At 63.7% G+C, this 18,702-nt stretch carries 16 protein-coding genes; 10 read left to right on the top strand and 6 right to left on the bottom strand.

The window, feature by feature from the left end; translation table 11 throughout:
- Window positions 1-33 precede the first annotated feature (33 nt).
- The 10 genes from ABIA96_RS01495 (at window position 34) to cnbZ (ending at window position 12,520) form a co-directional block, all read left to right on the top strand.
- Window positions 34-576 carry a phosphonopyruvate decarboxylase gene (locus tag ABIA96_RS01495; protein ID WP_354135242.1) on the top strand — a complete coding sequence of 181 codons (543 nt, stop codon included), beginning with the start codon at window positions 34-36 and terminating at the stop codon, window positions 574-576.
- Window positions 573-1,163, top strand: coding sequence for a thiamine pyrophosphate-dependent enzyme (locus tag ABIA96_RS01490; protein ID WP_354135241.1), 591 nt, complete (start codon window positions 573-575; stop codon window positions 1,161-1,163). Before ABIA96_RS01495 ends, ABIA96_RS01490 begins: the two co-directional genes overlap by 4 nt.
- Before the next feature lie 144 nt (window positions 1,164-1,307).
- On the top strand, window positions 1,308-2,009 hold the full coding sequence (locus tag ABIA96_RS01485; protein WP_354135698.1) for a TetR/AcrR family transcriptional regulator: 702 nt from the start codon (window positions 1,308-1,310) through the stop codon (window positions 2,007-2,009).
- Window positions 2,010-2,011: 2 nt separating this feature from the next.
- Window positions 2,012-3,205, top strand: coding sequence for an efflux RND transporter periplasmic adaptor subunit (locus ABIA96_RS01480; protein ID WP_354135697.1), 1,194 nt, complete (start codon window positions 2,012-2,014; stop codon window positions 3,203-3,205).
- Window positions 3,206-3,282: 77 nt separating this feature from the next.
- Window positions 3,283-6,378: a MexW/MexI family multidrug efflux RND transporter permease subunit gene (locus ABIA96_RS01475; RefSeq protein ID WP_354135240.1), complete on the top strand. Its 3,096-nt coding sequence runs from the start codon at window positions 3,283-3,285 to the stop codon at window positions 6,376-6,378.
- A gap of 121 nt (window positions 6,379-6,499) precedes the next feature.
- On the top strand, window positions 6,500-7,483 hold the full coding sequence (locus ABIA96_RS01470) for an ABC transporter substrate-binding protein (protein WP_354135239.1): 984 nt from the start codon (window positions 6,500-6,502) through the stop codon (window positions 7,481-7,483).
- 56 nt (window positions 7,484-7,539) lie between these two features.
- Window positions 7,540-10,131, top strand: coding sequence for a cache domain-containing protein (locus ABIA96_RS01465; protein WP_354135238.1), 2,592 nt, complete (start codon window positions 7,540-7,542; stop codon window positions 10,129-10,131).
- Entirely contained in the window at window positions 10,128-10,517 is a 390-nt protein-coding gene (locus tag ABIA96_RS01460) for a response regulator (protein ID WP_354135237.1), read from the top strand. The genes ABIA96_RS01465 and ABIA96_RS01460 overlap by 4 nt, the downstream gene beginning before the upstream one ends.
- Entirely contained in the window at window positions 10,514-11,764 is a 1,251-nt protein-coding gene (locus tag ABIA96_RS01455; protein ID WP_354135236.1) for an adenylate/guanylate cyclase domain-containing protein, read from the top strand. The genes ABIA96_RS01460 and ABIA96_RS01455 overlap by 4 nt, the downstream gene beginning before the upstream one ends.
- A gap of 9 nt (window positions 11,765-11,773) precedes the next feature.
- On the top strand, window positions 11,774-12,520 hold the full coding sequence (gene cnbZ, locus ABIA96_RS01450) for a 2-amino-5-chloromuconate deaminase CnbZ (protein WP_354135235.1): 747 nt from the start codon (window positions 11,774-11,776) through the stop codon (window positions 12,518-12,520).
- Here the strand turns inward: cnbZ and ABIA96_RS01445 are convergent.
- Genes ABIA96_RS01445 through ABIA96_RS01420 form a run of 6 tightly spaced genes read right to left on the bottom strand, consistent with a single transcriptional unit; the run spans window position 12,517 to window position 18,693 of the window.
- On the bottom strand, window positions 12,517-13,404 hold the full coding sequence (locus ABIA96_RS01445) for an ABC transporter permease (RefSeq protein WP_354135234.1): 888 nt from the start codon (window positions 13,402-13,404) through the stop codon (window positions 12,517-12,519). The genes cnbZ and ABIA96_RS01445 overlap by 4 nt on opposite strands.
- 3 nt (window positions 13,405-13,407) lie before the next feature.
- A complete protein-coding gene (locus tag ABIA96_RS01440) occupies window positions 13,408-14,349 on the bottom strand; it encodes an ABC transporter permease (protein WP_354135233.1) in 942 nt (313 codons plus the stop codon).
- A gap of 10 nt (window positions 14,350-14,359) precedes the next feature.
- Window positions 14,360-15,868: an ABC transporter substrate-binding protein gene (locus ABIA96_RS01435; protein ID WP_354135232.1), complete on the bottom strand. Its 1,509-nt coding sequence runs from the start codon at window positions 15,866-15,868 to the stop codon at window positions 14,360-14,362.
- Between the two features lie 22 nt (window positions 15,869-15,890).
- Window positions 15,891-16,997: an ABC transporter ATP-binding protein gene (locus tag ABIA96_RS01430; RefSeq protein ID WP_354135231.1), complete on the bottom strand. Its 1,107-nt coding sequence runs from the start codon at window positions 16,995-16,997 to the stop codon at window positions 15,891-15,893.
- On the bottom strand, window positions 16,997-17,986 hold the full coding sequence (locus ABIA96_RS01425) for an ABC transporter ATP-binding protein (protein WP_354135230.1): 990 nt from the start codon (window positions 17,984-17,986) through the stop codon (window positions 16,997-16,999). The genes ABIA96_RS01430 and ABIA96_RS01425 overlap by 1 nt, the downstream gene beginning before the upstream one ends.
- A complete protein-coding gene (locus tag ABIA96_RS01420; protein WP_354135229.1) occupies window positions 17,983-18,693 on the bottom strand; it encodes a DUF1028 domain-containing protein in 711 nt (236 codons plus the stop codon). Before ABIA96_RS01420 ends, ABIA96_RS01425 begins: the two co-directional genes overlap by 4 nt.
- Window positions 18,694-18,702 lie beyond the last annotated feature (9 nt).

The raw sequence follows: 18,702 nt of genomic DNA, 5'->3' as shown, positions 1-18,702 counted from the left end.
TCGCCGTGATTTGCTAGCCGACCGGACAGGAAAATGCACGCCCGCGCTGATGCAGTCGACACAGGCCGTTCGTGGCCGGACGATATTTTCACGACCTTGCAACGCTTCGACGTCAGGCAGGTGCCTTACGTGCCCGACGCCGGCCATTCGAAGCTGATCCAGTGCGTGCTGGGCTCGTCCACGATGCGCGGCATTCCGCTGACGACGGAGGAGGAAGGGGTGGCCCTGCTCGCCGGTGCCTGGACCGGCGGCCAGCGCGGCGTTTTGCTGATGCAGTCGAGCGGCGTCGGCAATTGCATCAACATGCTGTCGCTGATCCCGATCCTGCGCTTTCCGTTCCTGACGCTCGTGACCATGCGCGGTGAGTGGGGCGAGTTCAATCCGTGGCAGGTGCCGATGGGCTCGACCACGCAGGGCGTATTTGAACTGTCCGGCATCAAGGTCCTGCGCGCCTCGAACGCAGCCGAAGTGCCGGCAGTGTTGGATGCGGCCGCGGCGCAAGCCTACAACGCGCTCACGCCCACCGCCGTCCTGCTGTCGCAGCGCCTGATCGGCGCCAAGGTTTTCACCAAATGAGCAAGGCCAATCTCCTCGACCGCCGCCAGGTGGTGTCCGCGCTGCTTGTGGACCGGAAGGACGTGGTCGCGATCGGTGGCCTCGGTGCCTCCACCAACGACATCACCGCCGCCGGCGATCACGCCCGCAATTTCTATCTCTGGGGTGGCATGGGCGGGGCTGCCATGATCGGCCTCGGTCTTGCCCTGGCGCAGCCACAACTGCCGGTGCTGGTCATTACCGGTGACGGCGAGATGCTGATGGGCATGGGCAGCCTTGCCACCATCGGTCTGCAGAAGCCGTCCAATCTCTCGATCGTCGTGCTCGACAACGAGGCCTATGGCGAGACCGGCGGCCAGACCAGCCACACCTCCGCCGCTGCCGACCTCGTCGGCGTTGCCAGGGCCTGCGGCATCGCGGACAGCCGGGCGATCTCGACCATGGCCGAGGTGGAGGCCTTTGCCAAAGCCGTCCACGATCTCTCGGCCGGGCCGCGCTTTGCCAATGTGAAGATCGACAGCGCCATCGTCGAGCGGATCTTGCCAAGCCGGGACGGGACCTACATCGTCAACCGGATCCGCGGCGATCTCGGCTTCCAGCCGATTTGACGCCGTCTCCAGTTTGGTTCCCCGCGGGCGGCGGTCGTCCCCGCGGGAGTAAGCTGTGACCGATTTCCAACAGGTTCCCACCCATCTAGGTTGCGCCGCACCATTTGGCTTGACTTTGGCGTGGGTGAGTGCTTACTCACTAGCATGAGCTCATTGCGTATGACGAGCGACCTGAGGCGTCTATTGATCCTCGGAGCCGCGAAACGCTGTTTTGCCCGACATGGCTATACCGGCACCACGACCAAGAGCGTGGCGGCCGCTGCTGCCATTTCCGAGGCGCTGCTGTTCAAGCATTTCCCGTCCAAGGCAGCGCTCTACGCCGAAATCCTCAGCGACGAATGCGAGGCGGACCCGGCGCTCACCGAACTTCTCGAGCGGGAGCCATCGACGGCCACCCTGGTCGAACTGATCCGCGGCATGGTCCAGCATTTCCTCGAGATCGCCGATGGCCCGGACCAGGAGGAGGCCCAGCGCCTGCGACTGACGGTCACGAGCCATTTGGATGATGGCGAATTCGCGCGTTTGCTATATGCCAAGATCGAGACGCTGATCGGAGCTATCTTCGTCGCCTCGCTCGAGCGCGCGATCGCCGCCGGCGATGCGCGGCCGTGCGGCATAGGGCCGCTCAACCTGTTCTGGTTTGCGCATCACACGGTGATGACGGCTGCGCTGACCAGGTTGCCGGCCACGCCCTGCCTTGTGTATGGCAAGGCGAACGATCTGGAGCGGCAGCTCTGTGAGTTTCTCCTGAGAGGCATCGGACTTAACGACGCCGCAATTGCTTCGCATCTGGGCCGCGATTTGGCCGCGGGTGCCGGCAAGACGGCGATTGCAGAAAGCGCATGACAATGAACATCGTCACCGAACACAAGATTTCGGGCGAACCGATCGACAGCAAGGCTCCCAAGCGTCCGGTCCGGCCGGTGCTCTGGTTCATCATCGTCGGCGTGCTGCTTGGCGCGCTTGTCGGTGGCCTGGTCTGGTTCAACTATTTTCGTGGCCAGATGATCAAGCAGTTCTTCGCCAACAACAAGCCGCCGCCGACCGCGGTCAGCGCGGCCGAGGCGAAGTCGGAGGTGGTGCCGAACCTGCTCACCGCGGTCGGCGGGCTCTTTGCCGTGCACCAGGTCGACGTGAGCGCCGACGTCAACGGCCGGGTCACCGAGATCAAGTTCGAGCCGGGCGCGCATGTCGAGGCCGGCACGCCGCTGGTGCAACTGTTCGACGCGCCGGACCAGGGCGACCTCGCCAACTACAAGGCGCAGGCAACGGTCGCGCAGCTGTCGCTCGACCGCGCCAAGCAACTGGCCTCGCGCCAGTTCGGTCCGCAGGCAACCGTCGACACCGCGCAGGCCGCGTACGACCAGGCGTTGGCGGGCATCGCCAAGACCGAAGCGCTGATCTCGCAGAAGCTCGTCCGCGCGCCGTTCTCCGGCGATCTCGGCGTCCGCAAGGTCGAGGTCGGACAATATCTCACTGCCGGCACGGCGATCGTATCGCTGACCGATCTGTCGGAACTGTGGGCCAACTTCACGGTGACGGAAAAGGACTCGGGCAGTCTCAAGGTCGGGCAGGTCGTCCGGCTGAAGGTCGACGCCTATCCGGGCCGCGTCTTCGAGGGCAAGATCACCACGATCGAGCCGCAGATCGCCGCCGACACGCGCAATATCCGCGTGCAAGCGACTGTTGCCAATCCGGAGAAGATCCTGAAGCCCGGCATGTTCGTGACCACCACCGTGGTGCTGCCGGACAAGCCGGCCGTGATCACCGTTCCGGAGACGGCGGTCGATTACACGCTGTACGGTGACTCGGTATTCGTGATCACCGAGAAGAAGGAAGAGGACGGCAAGACCAGCCTGAGCGCGGTGCGCACGTTCGTGCAGACCGGCAACCGCATCGACGGTCGTGCTGAAATCGTCAAGGGCCTGAAGCCGGGCGACAAGGTCGTCGCCGTCGGCCAGCTCAAGCTGCAATCGGGCTCGGCGGTGTCGATTTCGACCGACCCGGCGCCGACTATCCCTGCGCAACCGCCGCGCTACTGACAACGCACTCGTTACAGCATGATCCGGCATGACCGGATCATGCGTTTCGAGCAGCCAACGAAATCGAGATCGCCGCGATGCGCTTTACCGACATTTTCATCAAACGCCCGGTCCTGTCGATCGTCGTCAGCTTGCTGATCCTTCTGATCGGCTTGCGCGCGGCGACGACGCTGCCGATCCGGCAATATCCAAAACTGTCGAACACGGTCATCAACATCACGACCGTCTATCCCGGCGCGTCCGCCGACCTGATCCAGGGCTTCATCACTACGCCGATCGAGCAGGCGGTCGCCTCCGCCGAAGGCGTCGACTACATGACCTCGTCCTCGGTGCTCGGTACTTCGACGATCCAGGTCTATATCAAGCTGAACTTCGATCCGAACCAGGCGCTCACTGAAGTGCTGGCCAAGACGAACTCGGTCAAATATCTGATCCCGAAGGAATCCAACGACCCGATCGTCACCAAGACCACGGGCCAGACCACGGCCGTGATGTATCTCGGCTTCTCGTCCGACGAGCTATCGGGCTCGGCGATCTCCGATTATCTAACGCGTGTGGTGCAGCCGGTGCTGTCGACGGTCGATGGTGTCGCATCCGCGGACATCCTCGGCGCCCAGAATTTTGCGATGCGGCTTTGGCTCGATCCGGTGAAGATGGCCGGCCGCAATGTGTCGCCGGCCGATGTCTCGGCGGCGATCGCCTCCAACAACTTCCAGTCTGCGGCGGGCCAGACCAAGGGCTTCCTTATCGTCTCGAACGTCTCGACGAACACTGGCCTGACCGACGTCAACCAGTTCAAGAAGATGATCGTCAAGGCCAAGGACGGCGGCTTCGTACGGATGGAGGACATCGCGAACGTCGAACTTGCCGCGCAGAGTACGGATGCGAGCGTCGCCTTCAATGGCGAGCATGCGATCTTCATCGGCGTGCAGGCGACCCCGCAAGGCAACCCGCTGACCCTGGTGAAGGGCGTGCGCGCGCTGTTCCCCGAGCTCGAACGCAATTTGCCGCCGTCGATGAAGATGAAGGTCGCCTACGACTCGACCAAGTTCATTCAATCGTCGATCGATGAGGTTGAAAAGACACTGGGCGAAGCCGTGATCATCGTGATCGTGGTGATCTTCCTGTTCCTGGCGTCGTTCCGGTCGGTCGTTATTCCCGTCGTCACGATTCCACTGTCGATGATTGGTGTCTGCACGCTGATGCTGATGCTCGGTTTCAGTTTCAACCTGCTGACGCTGCTTGCGATGGTCCTCGCGATCGGCCTCGTGGTCGACGACGCCATTGTGGTGGTGGAGAACATCCACCGACATTTGGAGGAGGGCAAGACACCGGTGCAGGCGGCGTTGCAAGGCGCGCGCGAAATCGTCGGTCCGGTCGTGTCGATGACCATCACGCTCGCCGCCGTGTATGCCCCGATCGGCTTCCTTGGCGGCTTGACGGGCTCGCTGTTCCGCGAATTCGCTTTCACGCTCGCGGGCTCTGTGATCGTGTCCGGCGTGATCGCGCTGACGCTCTCGCCGATGATGTGCTCGGTGCTGCTGAAGAACACGGAAGAGGGCCGGTTCGCAAAATTGGTGAACAGGGTGTTCGGTGCCTTGACGCGCTGGTACGGCCGCAGGCTCGACCGCTCGCTCGACTACAAGGCTGTCACCGGGATGTTTGCGGTGACGATCCTCGGGCTTGTTGGCTTCCTGTACATGCACACCTCGAAGGAATTGGCGCCGGAGGAAGACCAGGGCATCGTGTTCGCGGTGACCAAGGCGCCGAAATACGCCAACATCGACTATGTCGATTTTTACGGCGAGAAGCTCGACAAGGAATTCCAGAAGTTCCCCGAGACTGACCTTCGTTTCGTGCTGAACGGTATCAACGGGCCGCAGGGCGGTATCGCCGGCATGTTGCTGAAGCCGTGGGACGAACGGAAGCGTTCATCGATCGCGCTGAAGCCGTTGGTTCAGGCCGAACTCTCCAAGATCGAGGGAGTCCAGGCCTTCGCGTTCAACCTGCCGCCGCTGCCGGGCGGGCCCGGCGGTCTGCCGGTGCAGATGGTGATCAACTCGACCGCTGGCTTCCAGGCTGTCTACGAGCAGATGGAGAAGCTGAAAGCCGCCGCGCGCAAGAGCGGCATGTTCATCGTCTCCGACAGTGACCTCGCCTACAACCAACCGACCGTGACGGTGAAGATCGACCGTACCAAGGCCCAGGATCTCGGCGTCAACATGCAGAACGTCGGCAGCGCGCTGGCGATCCTGCTGGGCGGCAACTACATCAATCGCTTCAACCTGGAGGGCCGTTCCTACCAGGTGATCCCACAAGTGCCGCGCGGCCAGCGGCTCTCGCCGGAATCGCTCGGCGGCTACTATGTGACGACCAACACCGGTCAGCAGTTGCCGCTGTCGACGGTGGTGTCGATCGAGACCAAGACCGATCCGAATTCGCTGACCCACTACAATCAGCTGAACTCGGCGACGTTCTCGGCCGTGCCGATGCCCGGCGTGACCGTCGGCGCTGCGGTGGACTTCCTTGAGAGCGAGGCCAAGAAGCTGCCGCAGGGCTTCAGCCATGACTATCTCGCCGATAGCCGGCAGTATGTTCAGGAAGGCAATCAGCTCGCAATCACCTTCGGTTTCGCGCTGATCATCATCTTCCTCGTGCTGGCCGCGCAGTTCGAGAGCTTGCGTGACCCGCTGGTGATCATGATCTCGGTGCCGATGGCGATCGTGGGTGCGTTGATCCCGCTGTTCTTCGGCGCGGCCACGATGAACATCTACACCCAGGTCGGTCTGCTGACCCTGGTTGGCCTGATCACCAAGCACGGCATCCTGATGGTGGAGTTCGCCAACGAGCTCCAGGTCAACGAGCGGCTCGATCGTCGCTCGGCCATCGAAATGTCCGCCCGCATCCGCTTGCGGCCGATCCTGATGACCACGGCTGCGATGGTGACCGGCCTGATCCCGCTGCTGACCGCGTCCGGCGCCGGTGCGGCCAGCCGCTTCTCGATCGGCCTCGTGGTCGTCGCCGGCATGTCGATCGGGACACTGTTCACCCTGTTCGTGCTGCCGGCCGTCTATGTCGTCTTGGCGACCGATCATCGCGCGGCGGCCGATTCCGAGCGTAACAAGCAGGTTAACGAGATCGACCTCGACGCCAAGGCGTTGCGGACGACCTGACCAAGGCTCAATTTGCGTGCGAAGCGGCAACAGCCATCGCTGTTGCCGCTTTTTTTTGTGGTGCAGTATCTCGTAGTATGATGGCTGGAGCGCCGAAGGTGCGCTTGAGGCAGGTCGTCGGATGAAAAGACGTGACTTTCTGGCGGTGCTTGGTGGGGCGGCACTGGCGCGGCCAAGCATGGCGTCGGCCAATACGCCAGGTCGCACCTATCGCCTCGGCACGGTGACGCCGATCGCGCCGGTGACAGCGGAGAGCCGCAGCGGGAAGATCCTGATCAAGGCGCTGGAAGAGCGTGGTTTCAAGCTCGGCCAGAACTTGACCTTTGAAGCGCGGGGCGCGCTGGGCGATGTCGCGATGCTGCCCGCGCTGATCGCGGAGCTGAAGGCCAAGAACGTCGATGTCATCGTGATCATTGGCTACCCGACGGCCATGGCCGCCAAAGCGGCAGGCATTGCGACCGTCGCGGCCAGCGGCGTCGGTGATCCCGTCGAAACCAGGCTGATCGAGAGCCTGGCGCATCCGGGCGGCAAGATCACCGGCATTTCGGACGTCGCAGCGACGCTCAGCGCCAAGCGGCTTTCGCTGCTCAAGGAGGTGTCGCCGAAGCTGACCAAGGTCGCTATGCTCTGGAACAAGGACGACCTCGGCATGACCATGCGCTATCAGGCGTCCGCGAAGGCCGCCCAAGCGCTTGGACTGACCGTGCAGGCGCTCGGCGTGCGCGAGCCCGATGATTTCGACGAGGCGTTTTCGGCGATGAATGACGATTTGCCCGACGGCATCCTGATGGTGGCAGACGCGCTGACCATCCTCAACCGCGAGCGCGTCTTCGCGTTCGCCACCGTCCGAAAGCTACCAGCGATCTACGAGTTCGACCAATTCGCCCGTGACGGCGGTCTGATGTCCTATGGCGCGGACTCCTCGGAATCCTTCGAGCGGGCCGCGGCGTTGGTTGCCCGCATTTTCAACGGGGCCAACCCCGGGGATCTGCCGTTCGAACTGCCGACCCGCTATCCCCTGGTGATCAATCTCAAGACGGCCAAGGCGACGGGACTTGAAATTCCGCCGACCTTGCTGGCACTTGCGGACGAAGTCATCGAATAACCTTGTGCGCTGCGGCGAGAGAGACAAGGTCCAGCCTTCTTGCTAGGCTTTGGGGAATGAGCATTTCCGTCCATCCCGACACCCCGCAGACCAGGCCCCTGCCGCGCGCCGCCGGGGACGGCGTTGCGTCGGTTGAGGCGGCGCGGGGGATCAGAACCCGGCTGTTCACCAAATATGTCGCGCTGTTCGTGGCCGTGGTCGTGGTTGCCCTGCTTGCCAATGGCCTGTTCGAGGTCTTTTTCTATTATCGGGAGCACAAGGCCGCGCTAATCCGCGTGCAGCATGAGCAGGCCGAGGCGGCGGCCGCGAAGATCAGCCAGTTCGTCAAGGAAATCGAGAGCCAGCTCGGCTGGACCACGCAGCTGCCGTGGTCGGACGGCTCGATCGAGCCGCGCCGGTTCGATGCGCTGCGGCTGCTGCGTCAGGTGCCCGCGATCACCGAGCTTGCCCAGGTGGACTCGACCGGCAAGGAACGCCTGCGCGTCTCGCGGCTGGCGATGGACGCGATCAATAGCGGCGTCGACTTGTCGGGCGACCCGAAGTTCACCGAGGCCGTCGCGCACAAGGTCTATTACGGGCCGGTCTATTTCCGGCGCGAGTCGGAGCCCTACATGACGCTGGCGCTGGCCGGCGCGCGCAAGGATGCCGGCGTCAGTATCGCGGAGGTTAATCTCAAGTTGATCTGGGATGTCGTCTCCCAGATCAAGGTCGGCGAGCACGGACATGCCTATGTGGTCGGTCCCGAGGGGCGGCTGATTGCGCATCCCGACATCAGCCTGGTGCTGCGCAACACCGACATGTCCGGACTCGCGCAGGTCCGCGCGGCGCAGGCGGGCGGCGGCATGCCCGACCCGCTTCAAGGTGAGCCCAACATCCAGGGGCAGAAAGTGCTCACGGCGTTCGCGCCGATCGCACCGCTCGGCTGGACCATGTTCGTGGAATTGCCGGTCGAAGAAGCCTACGCCTCGCTCTATGCGTCACTGGAGCGGCTGGCGATCGTGCTGCTCGCCGCGTCGATTTTCGCGGTGCTCGCGGGAATCTTCCTGGCCCGCCGGATGGTCGGTCCGATCCAGGTGCTGCGCAGCGGCGCCGAGCGCATCGGCGGCGGCGATTTTTCCCAGCGCATCTCGATCAGGACCGGCGACGAGCTCGAAGGGCTCGCCGACCAGTTCAACGACATGGGCGCGCGCTTGCAGGAGTCCTATGCGGATCTGGAAAAAAAGGTCGAAGCGCGGACGGCTGAGTTGACCGAGTCGCTCGAACAACAGACGGCGACTTCGGAGGTATTGCAGGTCATCAGTTCGTCTCCGGGCGAACTCACGCCGGTGTTCCACAAGATGCTCGAGAATGCCACGCGAGTTTGTGGTGCGAGCTTCGGGATCATGAATTTGTGGGACGGGCAAAGCTTCACCATCGCGGCCGACTACAACGTGCCGTCCGCGTTCGCCGCTTCGCGAAGAGATGTAGCGATCCGTCCTCATCCCGAGAGTGCGCTCGCCGCCGTCGTCAGGACGCGTCAGATTGTTCACGTTCACGATGTGCAGAACACTCCTGCCTATCTCGCCGGAGGTTCGACCATACGCGGAATCTCGGATGTCGCTGGCGCCCGCACGATCGTCGTCGTGCCGATGCTGAGGGAAAGCGAGCTGATCGGCACGATCGCAGTCTATCGCAAGGAAGTCCGTCCGTTCACCGACAAGCAGATTGCCTTGGTCGAGAATTTTACGAAGCAGGCCGTCATTGCCATCGAGAACACGCGCTTGCTGAACGAGTTGCGCAAGCGCACCACGGAACTCTCGCAATCGCTCGACGAACTCCGCGCAGCCCAGGACCGCCTGGTCCAGACCGAGAAGCTGGCCTCGCTCGGTCAGCTCACGGCGGGCATCGCTCACGAGATCAAGAACCCGCTCAACTTCGTCAATAATTTCTCCTCGATTTCGACCGAGCTGATCGACGAGCTCAACGAGGTCCTGCAAACGGCAACGCTCGACGGCAAGACGAAGGACGAGGTGGACGAACTGACCAACATGCTGCGGGGGAATCTCGAAAAGGTGGTGCAGCATGGCAAGCGCGCCGACTCCATCGTCAGAAACATGCTGCTGCACTCGCGCGAGGGCTCCGGCGAGCATCGCCCCGCCGACATCAACGCGATCGTCGAGGAGAGCCTCAATCTGGCCTATCACGGTGCGCGCGCCGAACGGCCGTCGTTCAACGTGACGCTCCAGCGCGACCTCGACCCGACCGCCGGGATGGTCGACCTCTATCCGCAGGAGATCACCCGCGTCTTCCTCAATCTGATCTCGAACGGCTTCTATGCTGCGACGAAGCGCAAGGAAAGTGCCGCAGACGGATTCGAACCGACCTTGAGCGCCACGACGAAAAATCTCGGCGCTAAAGTCGAGATCCGGATCCGCGACAACGGCACGGGTATTCCGCAGGCAGTGAAGGAGAAGATGTTCAATCCCTTCTTCACCACCAAGCCGGCCGGAGAGGGCACCGGGCTTGGCCTGTCCATGAGCCATGACATCGTCGTGAAACAGCACGGCGGCATGATCGACGTGAACACCGAGGCCGGTGTATTCACCGAATTCATCATCACCCTGCCGCGCGTAATGGCGGCAGGCGGTACTTCCGGAGGCAGGACTTGAACGTTTACATCCTGGTCGTCGACGACGAGCCCGACGTCGAGACGCTGTTCCGACAGCAGTTCCGACGAGATCTGCGCGCCGGCCGCTTCCATATGGAGTTTGCGCTTTCGGCGCCCGACGCGCTCAAGCGCGCGGCCGAGGTGCGTGATCCCTCGCTGATCCTGATCCTGTCCGACATTAATATGCCCGGCATGAGCGGGCTCGACCTGCTGCCCAAGGTACGTGCCGATCATCCGCATGTTCCGGTCATCATGATCACTGCCTATGGCGACGTCGAGACGCGCAGGAAGGCGATCGAGGGTGGTGCCACGGGGCTTCTCACCAAGCCGATCGACTTTGCGCAACTGCGCCAGGAGATCGATACCCGGCTCGAGCAGGCGGCATGACCCCGACCATCCTCTTCGTCGACGACGAGCCGGATCTGGAAGCATTGATCCTGCAAAAATTTCGCAGGCAGATCCGCGACGGGCTCGTCGCCATCATATTCGCGCGTGATGGCCTCGAGGCGCTGGAATCGCTCGAGCAGAATCCGCATGTCGACATGGTGGTCTCGGACATCAACATGCCGCGCATGGACGGACTGTCGCTGTTGCAGACGCTCCAGGAGGCCGAAGACAAGAAGTCGACCATCATCGTCTCCGCCTATGGTGACATGAGCAACATCCGCACCGCCATGAACCGCGGCGCGTTCGACTTCCTGACCAAGCCGATCGATTTTGCCGATCTGGAGGCCACGATCGAGAAGACCCTTCGCCATATCGAGATGCTGCGCGAGGTGCGGCGCCGTCAGGCGGAGGCCGAGCGGGCCCACGCCGCGCTGTCGCGCCACTTTTCGCCGGAGCTTGCCAAGCGTCTGGCGGCAAGCGGCGACGGCGAGGGGATCGAGGTGCAGTGGCGCGATGTCGCCGCGATCTTCACGGATATCACCAGCTTCACCTCGCTGGTCGAAAGCGCGCCGCCCGAGACGCTGGGCGCGCTCCTCAACGAATATGTCGGCGGCATGACCGAGGTTGTCTTCGCGCATGAGGGAACGGTTGCCAAGATCATCGGCGATGCCATCCACGTCCTGTTCAACGCGCCCGGCGATCAGCCGGACTATGCGACGCGCGCGGTCGCATGCGCCCACGATCTGGACGCCTGGGCGCAGGATTTTTGCGCGCGCCAAGGTGATCGGGGCGTGGATTTCGGCGCCACCCGCATCGGCATTCACGCCGGGTCCGCACTGGTCGGCAATTTCGGCGGCAACCGCTTCTTCGACTACACCGCGTATGGGGATACGATCAACATCGCGGCGCGGCTGGAGGCTGCCAACAAGCAGCTGGGCACCCGCATCTGCGTCAGCTCCAGTGTCGCCAAGGCTGCCGGGAATTTCCAGGGGCGTCCAGTCGGTGACCTGATGCTGCGTGGACGCAGCGAGCCGCTGCGTGCATTCGAGCCGCTGCCGTCGGCCAAATTCGAAGCGTCGGAAACGTCACTGTATTCCGAGGCGTTTGCCAAGATGGAGGCGGGCGACGCGGCGGCGATGCCGGCCTTTGCCGCGCTAGTTGGGATGCATGCCGACGATCCACTTGCCGGCTTCCATCTAAGGCGCCTGCTCAACGGGGCCAAGGGCATTCGCATCCAATTGGAATAGGGGTTCGACATGATTCGTGAATTCTCGGCGGGCAATTACCGCTTCATTCCCTCCGTGTTCCAGTATTCGGCCGGTGCTGCGGCTGATGACGGCTATGAGATCGAGCGCGTCCGGTTCGATCGCCTCGTACCTCTGGCCGAGGGATTTGCGCTTGCGGCAAAATTCATCCAGGAGGCAGGGCGTCCGTTGACGGCCTTCTGTGCCTGCGAGCTGCGCTCGCCGGCCGCCTTCAGCGAGGAAGGCTTTCGTGCGTTCAACCTGCATTACGTCAAGACGCTGTCGGAATGGGGCATCTTTGACGGCGCCACCAATCCGGTAGCACGCAGCAATGTCTGTCCCGAGGTCGATCCGCCGTCGGAGCCGTCGTTCTATGCGTTCTCCTTCACGCGCCCGACAAACTCCAAGGCGCCGTCGTTCGTCATTGCCGGCGGCGCCGAAGCGCGCGAGGGTAGCGGTACCTATGTCGAGCGCACGGTGCGGTACCGCGACCTCAGTCCGGAAGGCCTACGCGAGAAGGTCCGCTTTACCACGACGTCCCAGATGGAGAACCGGATGACGGCGTTCGGGTTCGGCTGGAAGGACACCACCGGCGTGCAGGCCTATTCCGTGCACGACTTCCACCATGCGCTGGTCGACGAGCTGGTTCGGCGCGGCGCAGTGCGCTCGGGGCTGACCTGGCACTTTGCGCGGCCGCCGGTGGTCGATCTTGAATACGAGATGGATTGCCGCCGGGTCATGCGGGAGAGTGTGATCTAACGCTGCCGCGGGTCGAGCGCGTCACGCAGGCCGTCGCCGAGCAGGTTCAACGATAGCACCACGAGGAAGATTGCAAGCCCCGGCCAGATCGCCATCCATGGCGCCTGGGTCAGGAAGCGCTGCGCCGCATTGAGCATGCTGCCCCAGGACGGTGCCGGTGGCTGCTGGCCTAGGCCGAGGAAGGACAGCGCTGCTTCGGCGATGATAGCGGCCGCGATCGACAGCGTTGCCTGGACCAGCAGCGCGGGCAGGATGTTCGGCAGGATGTGCGAGACCGCGATCCGCCAGGGCGGATTGCCGAGCGCGCGCGCCGCCTCGACATAGTCCTCGGCCTTGACGCTCAGCACCTGGCCGCGGGTCAGGCGGATGAAGATGGGCGTTGCCGAGATGCCGATCGCGATCATGGCGTTGCCCAGGCTCGGGCCGAGGAAGGCCGCCAGCGCGATCGCCAGGATCAGGAACGGGCAGGCCAGCATCGCATCGGTGATCCGGCTGATCAGTGCATCGACGAATCCGCCGCGATAGCCGGCGAAGAGGCCGAGCGGCACGCCGATCCCAAGTGCGATCGCGACCGAGATCAGGCCCGCCAGCAACGAGGCCCGCGCGCCGTAGACGACGCGGCTCAGGATATCGCGGCCAAGCTCGTCGGTGCCGAACCAATGCGCCATTGTGGGCGGCTTGCGCACCAGGCTCCAGCTCGTTGCGATGGGGTCGTAGGGCACGATCAGAGGCGCGAGCAGCGCGAGCAGGATGAAGATAGTGAGGACCACGAGGCCAGCGACGGCGGCTTTGCGCTTGAACAGGCGGCGCCGCGCGCGGCGTGCCGGGCTGTCGAGTTCGTCGGCGTCTGTCACGGGATTGGCCGCGAGCACCGCGTCGGTCATGGGCTAACCCCTCAGCCGCGGATTGACGAGGATATAGGCGACGTCGGCAATCAGGTTCAGCGTGATGTAGACCGTGGCGGTCACCAGCACCACGCCCTGCACGACGGCGTAGTCGCGGTTGAACACGGCGTCCACGATCAGCTTGCCGAAGCCGGGAATGGAGAAAATCTGCTCGGTCAGCACGGCGCCAGACAGTAGCGTGCCGAGCTCGAGCGCGCCGAGCGTGATGATCGGCGTCAACGCATTGCGCATGGCATGCTTGAGGATCACCGAGCGCTCGGAGAGGCCCTTGGCGCGCGCTGTGCGGACGTAGTCGCTTTCCAGCACTTGAAGCATGGCGCTGCGGGTATGGCGCATCAGGACCGCGGCAATCGCGTTGCCGAGCACGAAGGCGGGCATGATGGTGGCGGCCAGGCTCGCGCGCCAGTTCTCGGTGAGCGGAACATAGCCGGAGGCGGGCAGCCAGCCGAGCTTGATCGAGAACAGGAAGATCAGCATGATGCCGAGCCAGAAGTTCGGTGTCGAGATGCCCCACAGCGCGAAGAAGTTGGCGCCGTAGTCCCAGGCCGTTCCCTTCTTCACGGCGGCGACGATCCCGGCGGGAATGCCGATCAGGAAGGCGATGATGATTGCCATCGAACCGAGCTGCAGCGTCACCGGCAGCTTTTGCGCAATCAGCTCGCGCACCGGCATCTTGTTGCGCAGCGACTCGCCGAAATCGCCCGACAGCACGCCCTTCATCCAGTAGGCGTACTGCACAGGGACCGGCTGATCGAGCCGATATTGGTGCCGGATCTGCTCGATCACGGCCGGATCGCGCTCTTCGCCCGCCATCACCAGCGCCGGATCGCCCGGCAGCAATTGCTGCAGTGAGAAGATCAGCAGCGAGACGAAGAACAGTGTCGGTACGATCTGCGCAATGCGGCGGGCGAGGAAGTTCAGCATCCCTGCGACGTCACTTTAGCTTGAGGCCGATGACGCGCACGAGACCGTCGGGCATCTGCTTGTAGCCCTCGAGCCTGGTGGTGTGCGCGATGATGATGCGGCGGTGATAGAGATAAAGCAGCGGCTCCTCATCCTGGACCAGCTTGGCCAAAACTTCATAGCTGGCCTTGCGCTTGGCGAGGTCGGTTACGAGCCGTGCGTCGTCCAGCGCTTTGTCGGCCTGCGGATTGTTCCAATCGCCGTAATTCTGAGGAGCGCCGCTGTGCAGGAAGACGAAAGTGTTGCCGTCGGGATCGACGCGACCGCTCCAGGCGAGCATGAAGGCCTGGTAATCGCCGGCCTCGGCCTGCTTGAGCCCGGTTGCGAATTCGGTGACGCGGATCTTCATGTCGAATCCGGCCTCCGCCGCCATCGACTGGATCACCTGCGCGGGTGTCTCCGTCTCCGCGCCCTTCGGCACCAGGAAGTCGACACTGACTGGCGGCGTCACGCCGGCTTCCTTCAGCAGCGCCTTGGCCTTCTCCACGTCGCGGGCACGGACTGGGAGGGATTTCTGATAGTAGGGATGATCAGGATTGACCCATTGATTGCCGACCTGGAACTCGCCGTTGAACACGACCTGGTTGATCGCCTCGCGGTCGATCGCAAGGTCGAGTGCCTGCCGCACCTTGGCGGACTGGCTCAGCGGCCCCTTGGCTTTGTCCTTGCCGATATTGAGCGTGATGCCCTGATAGCCGAGCTCGATGGCGGTTGCGACCTTCAGCCGTGAATCGGCGCGCACCTCCTTGAGGTCGGTGGCGAGCACGCGCTCGATCAGATCGAGGCCGCCGGATTTCAGGTTCGCCAGCCGTACGGTGGCGTCGACGATTGGCTGGAACACGATGCGGTCGATGAAGACGTTGTCCTTGTTCCAGTAGTCAGCGAACTTCTCGAACACGATGCGGTCCTGCTGTACACGCTCGACGAATTTGTAGGGACCGGCGCAGACCGGGTGCAGGCCGAACTTGTCACCGGCTGCCTTCGCGGCTTTCGGCGACATCATCATGCCGGCGCGGTCCGTGAGCTGGGCGAGCAGCGGCGAGAATGGCGATTTCAGGACTAGCTTGATGGTGAGGGGATCAACGACGTCGATGTGGTCGACCGAGGCGAGCTCCGGCTTGCGGAACGAGCCGGGGAGAGTCAGGTGGCGCTCCAGCGAAAATTTGGCAGCCTCCGCGTCGAACGGTTCGCCGTCGTGGAATTTCACGCCGGGACGGAGCTTGATGACGAGACCCTTGCCATCATCGACGGTCTCGCTCGACAGTGCGAGCTGGGGCACGATGTTGAGCTTCTCGTCGATGTCGAACAGCTTGTCGCAGAATGCGGCGAACACGATGCGGCCGACATAGGTGCGCGCCATCGAGGGATCGAGGATATCGGGATCCTCGGCCAGACCGATGCGCAGCGTGGTCTGCGCCTGGATGGCCCCAAGTGACAGCAAGAGCGCAACGGTCGTTGCGGCCAGACGAAACATCTTCATCGGACAGTCCCCATTATTCCGGCTACGTCGTCGTAGACCTTGCACTCTGTATACCAACCCCGGCCGGGCTCGCGCCTTCCGTCTTTCGGCTGAAAGCTGCGACTAATTTTCCCAGCGTAGGTGAAAACCCGGCCGTGGCGGGCAGGATGCCGTCGGCCGGGGGCAGCTCACCGACGCGATGGCAGGCGGTGGCGTGGCGAGTGCCGTCAGCCACCAGTGCCGGCGCTTCGGTACGGCAGCGGTCGATCACGAAGGGGCAGCGGGTGTGGAAGCGGCAGCCGGCCGGTGGATTGAGCGCGCTCGGGATCTCGCCCTGCAGCACGACCTTCGCTCGCTTGGCGTGAGGCTGCGGCAGGGGGATCGCGGATAGCAGCGCGCGGCTATAGGGATGGCGCGGTTGGGCGAACAACTCGACGGCATCGGCTTCTTCGACGATGCCGCCGAGATTCATCACCGCGACGCGGTCGGCGATGTGCTTGACCACCGCGAGATCATGCGAAACGAAGATATAGGCGAGACCAAGCCGGTCCTGCAGCTCGCGCAGCAGGTTGAGGATCTGCGAGCGGATCGAGACGTCGAGCGCCGAGACCGGCTCGTCGCAAATGATCAGTTTCGGCTCGACCGCGAGCGCGCGGGCAATGGCAATGCGCTGGCGTTGCCCGCCGGAGAATTCGTGCGGATAGCGCCGGGCCAGCCGCGGCTCGAGGCCCACCAGCCGCAGCAACTCGGCAAGGCGCTCGCGCCGCTGTGCAGGTGGAACGAGATCATGCAGCGCCAGCGGCTCGGTCAGGATCTGGCCGACCGTCATCCGCGGATTGAGCGAGGCGTAGGGGTCCTGGAAGATGATCTGAGCTTCTCGACGAAACTTGCGGAGCGCGACGGCATCGAGCGACAAGAGATCGCGGCCGTCGAAGCGCACACTGCCCGCATCCGGCTCGATCAGCCGCAGCACCAGGCGGCTGACGGTGGACTTGCCGCAGCCGGATTCACCGACCAGGGCGAGCGTCTTGCCGGCCTCGAGCGAGAAGGATACGCCGTCGACGGCTTTGACATGCGCCAGCGCCCGGCCGAACAGCGATCGCTGGGCGACGAAATGCTTGACCAGGCCGTCGACCTCGAGGAGCGCCATCACGGCACCAGATGTTCGAGCGGGGTGCGGATGCAGCGCGAGAGGTGACCTGGGCTGACCTGAACGAGCGGCGGCGGCGCCTTGGTGCAGGCGTCCAGCACGAACGGGCAACGCGCGGCAAAGCGGCAGCCGGCAGGCGGTTGCGCCATGTTCGGCACCATGCCTTCGATCGTCGCAAGCTGCTCGGCGCGATGGTCGAGCCGCGGGATCGAGCCGAGCAGGCCGACCGTGTAGGGATGTTGCGGTGTGGCGAACAATTCGTCCACCGGCGCGCGCTCGACGATCTCGCCGGCATACATCACCGCGACTTCGTCGCAGACTTCGGCGACGACGCCGAGATCGTGGGTGATCAAAATGATCGCGGCGCCGCTCGCGGCCTTCAATTCTCGCATCAGCTCCAGGATCTGCGCCTGCAAGGTGACGTCGAGTGCAGTGGTTGGCTCGTCCGCGATCAAGAGTTGTGGATCGCAGGCGAGCGCCATCGCGATCATCACGCGCTGGCGCATGCCGCCGGAGAGCTTGTGCGGATATTCGTCGATCCGACGCTCGGGCGACGGGATGTGCACGCGGCGCAGCAGCTCGGTCGCGCGATCGCGGGCGCTGCGGCGCGAGCCGCCGCGGTGACGCAAAATCGTCTCGATGATCTGATCGCCAATGGTGAAGCTCGGGTTGAGCGAGGTCATCGGCTCCTGAAAGATCATCGCGAGCCGGTTGCCGCGCAAGTCGCGCAGCGTCTGGTCCGGAGTCTTCAGCAGATCGAGGCCGTCGAAGCGAATCGCGCCCGATATCTCCGCGCTTTGCTTCGGCAAGAGGCCCATGATCGCCAGCGACGTCACGCTCTTGCCGCAGCCGGATTCGCCGACGAGGCCGAGCGTTGCGCCATTGGCGACGCTGAGATCGACGCTGTCGACAGCATGGGTGATGCGGCCGTCGTCACCGTGAAAGCGGATACGGAGATCCCTGATCTCGATGAGGGGGCTCGCGCTCATGATGATCTCGCGCGCGCTGCGGCGATGCTGGCATCGATAACGCTGCGATCCGTGTTGCCGGCTGGGTTCCGCCGTGTCGGCATGGAGTTCCGGAAGTGGACCCAGAGTTCGTGGCTGACCCGTTCGAGCCGCTCGAGCTCGCCGAGTGGATCGGGATGATCGTCAGCGCGAATGTCCAAGGCTGGCCATTCCTCTTCGCCGTGGATCAAAAGCGCAGCGGACTGCTTGCCGCGCTTGTCGCCGCCGGCGGCTTCGCCTGCGCGCATGGCCGCAAGCAGCCGGCGCGGGAAGGGCAGACTGTCATTGGCAATATAGGTCTTTGCCGTCTCGGCGAGCACGTCGGCACCCGCAAGCATATTGCCCGCGATCGAGATGCCGCTGCCTGCGATGTGCCCACACGAGTCGACGCAATCGCGCCCGGTATGCGCCGCGATCGCACCACTGGCATCCATGATGTGGATCTGCCGGCTCTCGCGGCCGTCGTCAGTCGCGAGCAGGGCGGCGAGCACGTCGTGGGCATTCAGCCCTTCGCGAAGCAGCTTGATGCCGTCAATTCCGTAATAGGGATTGACGAAAGCTTGCGTTGCAATGGCGCCGAGGCCGGCGGCGATATAGGGCACACGCGCGCCGACCGCGAAGAAGCGGGTCGCTACCGCGATGCCGAACTGGCCGGTGGCAGGATCTCGCGCAATGATCGACCAGGTCATGTGCTGCCT

Source organism: Bradyrhizobium sp. LB11.1 (assembly GCF_040549385.1).
Lineage (GTDB): Bacteria > Pseudomonadota > Alphaproteobacteria > Rhizobiales > Xanthobacteraceae > Bradyrhizobium.
The sequence above is the reverse complement of the archived record's forward strand: the minus strand, read 5'-3'. Positions and strand labels throughout refer to the sequence as shown.

What these genes read in the sequence shown, in the direction of transcription:
- ABIA96_RS01490 (WP_354135241.1), top strand. Translation starts at nt 573, where the DNA reads ATGAGCAAGGCCAATCTCCTCGACCGCCGCCAGGTGGTGTCCGCGCTG.
- ABIA96_RS01445 (WP_354135234.1), bottom strand. Translation starts at nt 13,404, where the DNA reads ATGACCGACGCGGTGCTCGCGGCCAATCCCGTGACAGACGCCGACGAA.
- ABIA96_RS01435 (WP_354135232.1), bottom strand. Translation starts at nt 15,868, where the DNA reads ATGAAGATGTTTCGTCTGGCCGCAACGACCGTTGCGCTCTTGCTGTCA.
- ABIA96_RS01475 (WP_354135240.1), top strand. Translation starts at nt 3,283, where the DNA reads ATGCGCTTTACCGACATTTTCATCAAACGCCCGGTCCTGTCGATCGTC.
- ABIA96_RS01495 (WP_354135242.1), top strand. Translation starts at nt 34, where the DNA reads ATGCACGCCCGCGCTGATGCAGTCGACACAGGCCGTTCGTGGCCGGAC.
- ABIA96_RS01425 (WP_354135230.1), bottom strand. Translation starts at nt 17,986, where the DNA reads ATGAGCGCGAGCCCCCTCATCGAGATCAGGGATCTCCGTATCCGCTTT.
- ABIA96_RS01465 (WP_354135238.1), top strand. Translation starts at nt 7,540, where the DNA reads ATGAGCATTTCCGTCCATCCCGACACCCCGCAGACCAGGCCCCTGCCG.
- ABIA96_RS01470 (WP_354135239.1), top strand. Translation starts at nt 6,500, where the DNA reads ATGAAAAGACGTGACTTTCTGGCGGTGCTTGGTGGGGCGGCACTGGCG.
- cnbZ (WP_354135235.1), top strand. Translation starts at nt 11,774, where the DNA reads ATGATTCGTGAATTCTCGGCGGGCAATTACCGCTTCATTCCCTCCGTG.
- ABIA96_RS01440 (WP_354135233.1), bottom strand. Translation starts at nt 14,349, where the DNA reads ATGCTGAACTTCCTCGCCCGCCGCATTGCGCAGATCGTACCGACACTG.
- ABIA96_RS01420 (WP_354135229.1), bottom strand. Translation starts at nt 18,693, where the DNA reads ATGACCTGGTCGATCATTGCGCGAGATCCTGCCACCGGCCAGTTCGGC.
- ABIA96_RS01430 (WP_354135231.1), bottom strand. Translation starts at nt 16,997, where the DNA reads ATGGCGCTCCTCGAGGTCGACGGCCTGGTCAAGCATTTCGTCGCCCAG.
- ABIA96_RS01480 (WP_354135697.1), top strand. Translation starts at nt 2,012, where the DNA reads ATGAACATCGTCACCGAACACAAGATTTCGGGCGAACCGATCGACAGC.
- ABIA96_RS01485 (WP_354135698.1), top strand. Translation starts at nt 1,308, where the DNA reads ATGAGCTCATTGCGTATGACGAGCGACCTGAGGCGTCTATTGATCCTC.
- ABIA96_RS01455 (WP_354135236.1), top strand. Translation starts at nt 10,514, where the DNA reads ATGACCCCGACCATCCTCTTCGTCGACGACGAGCCGGATCTGGAAGCA.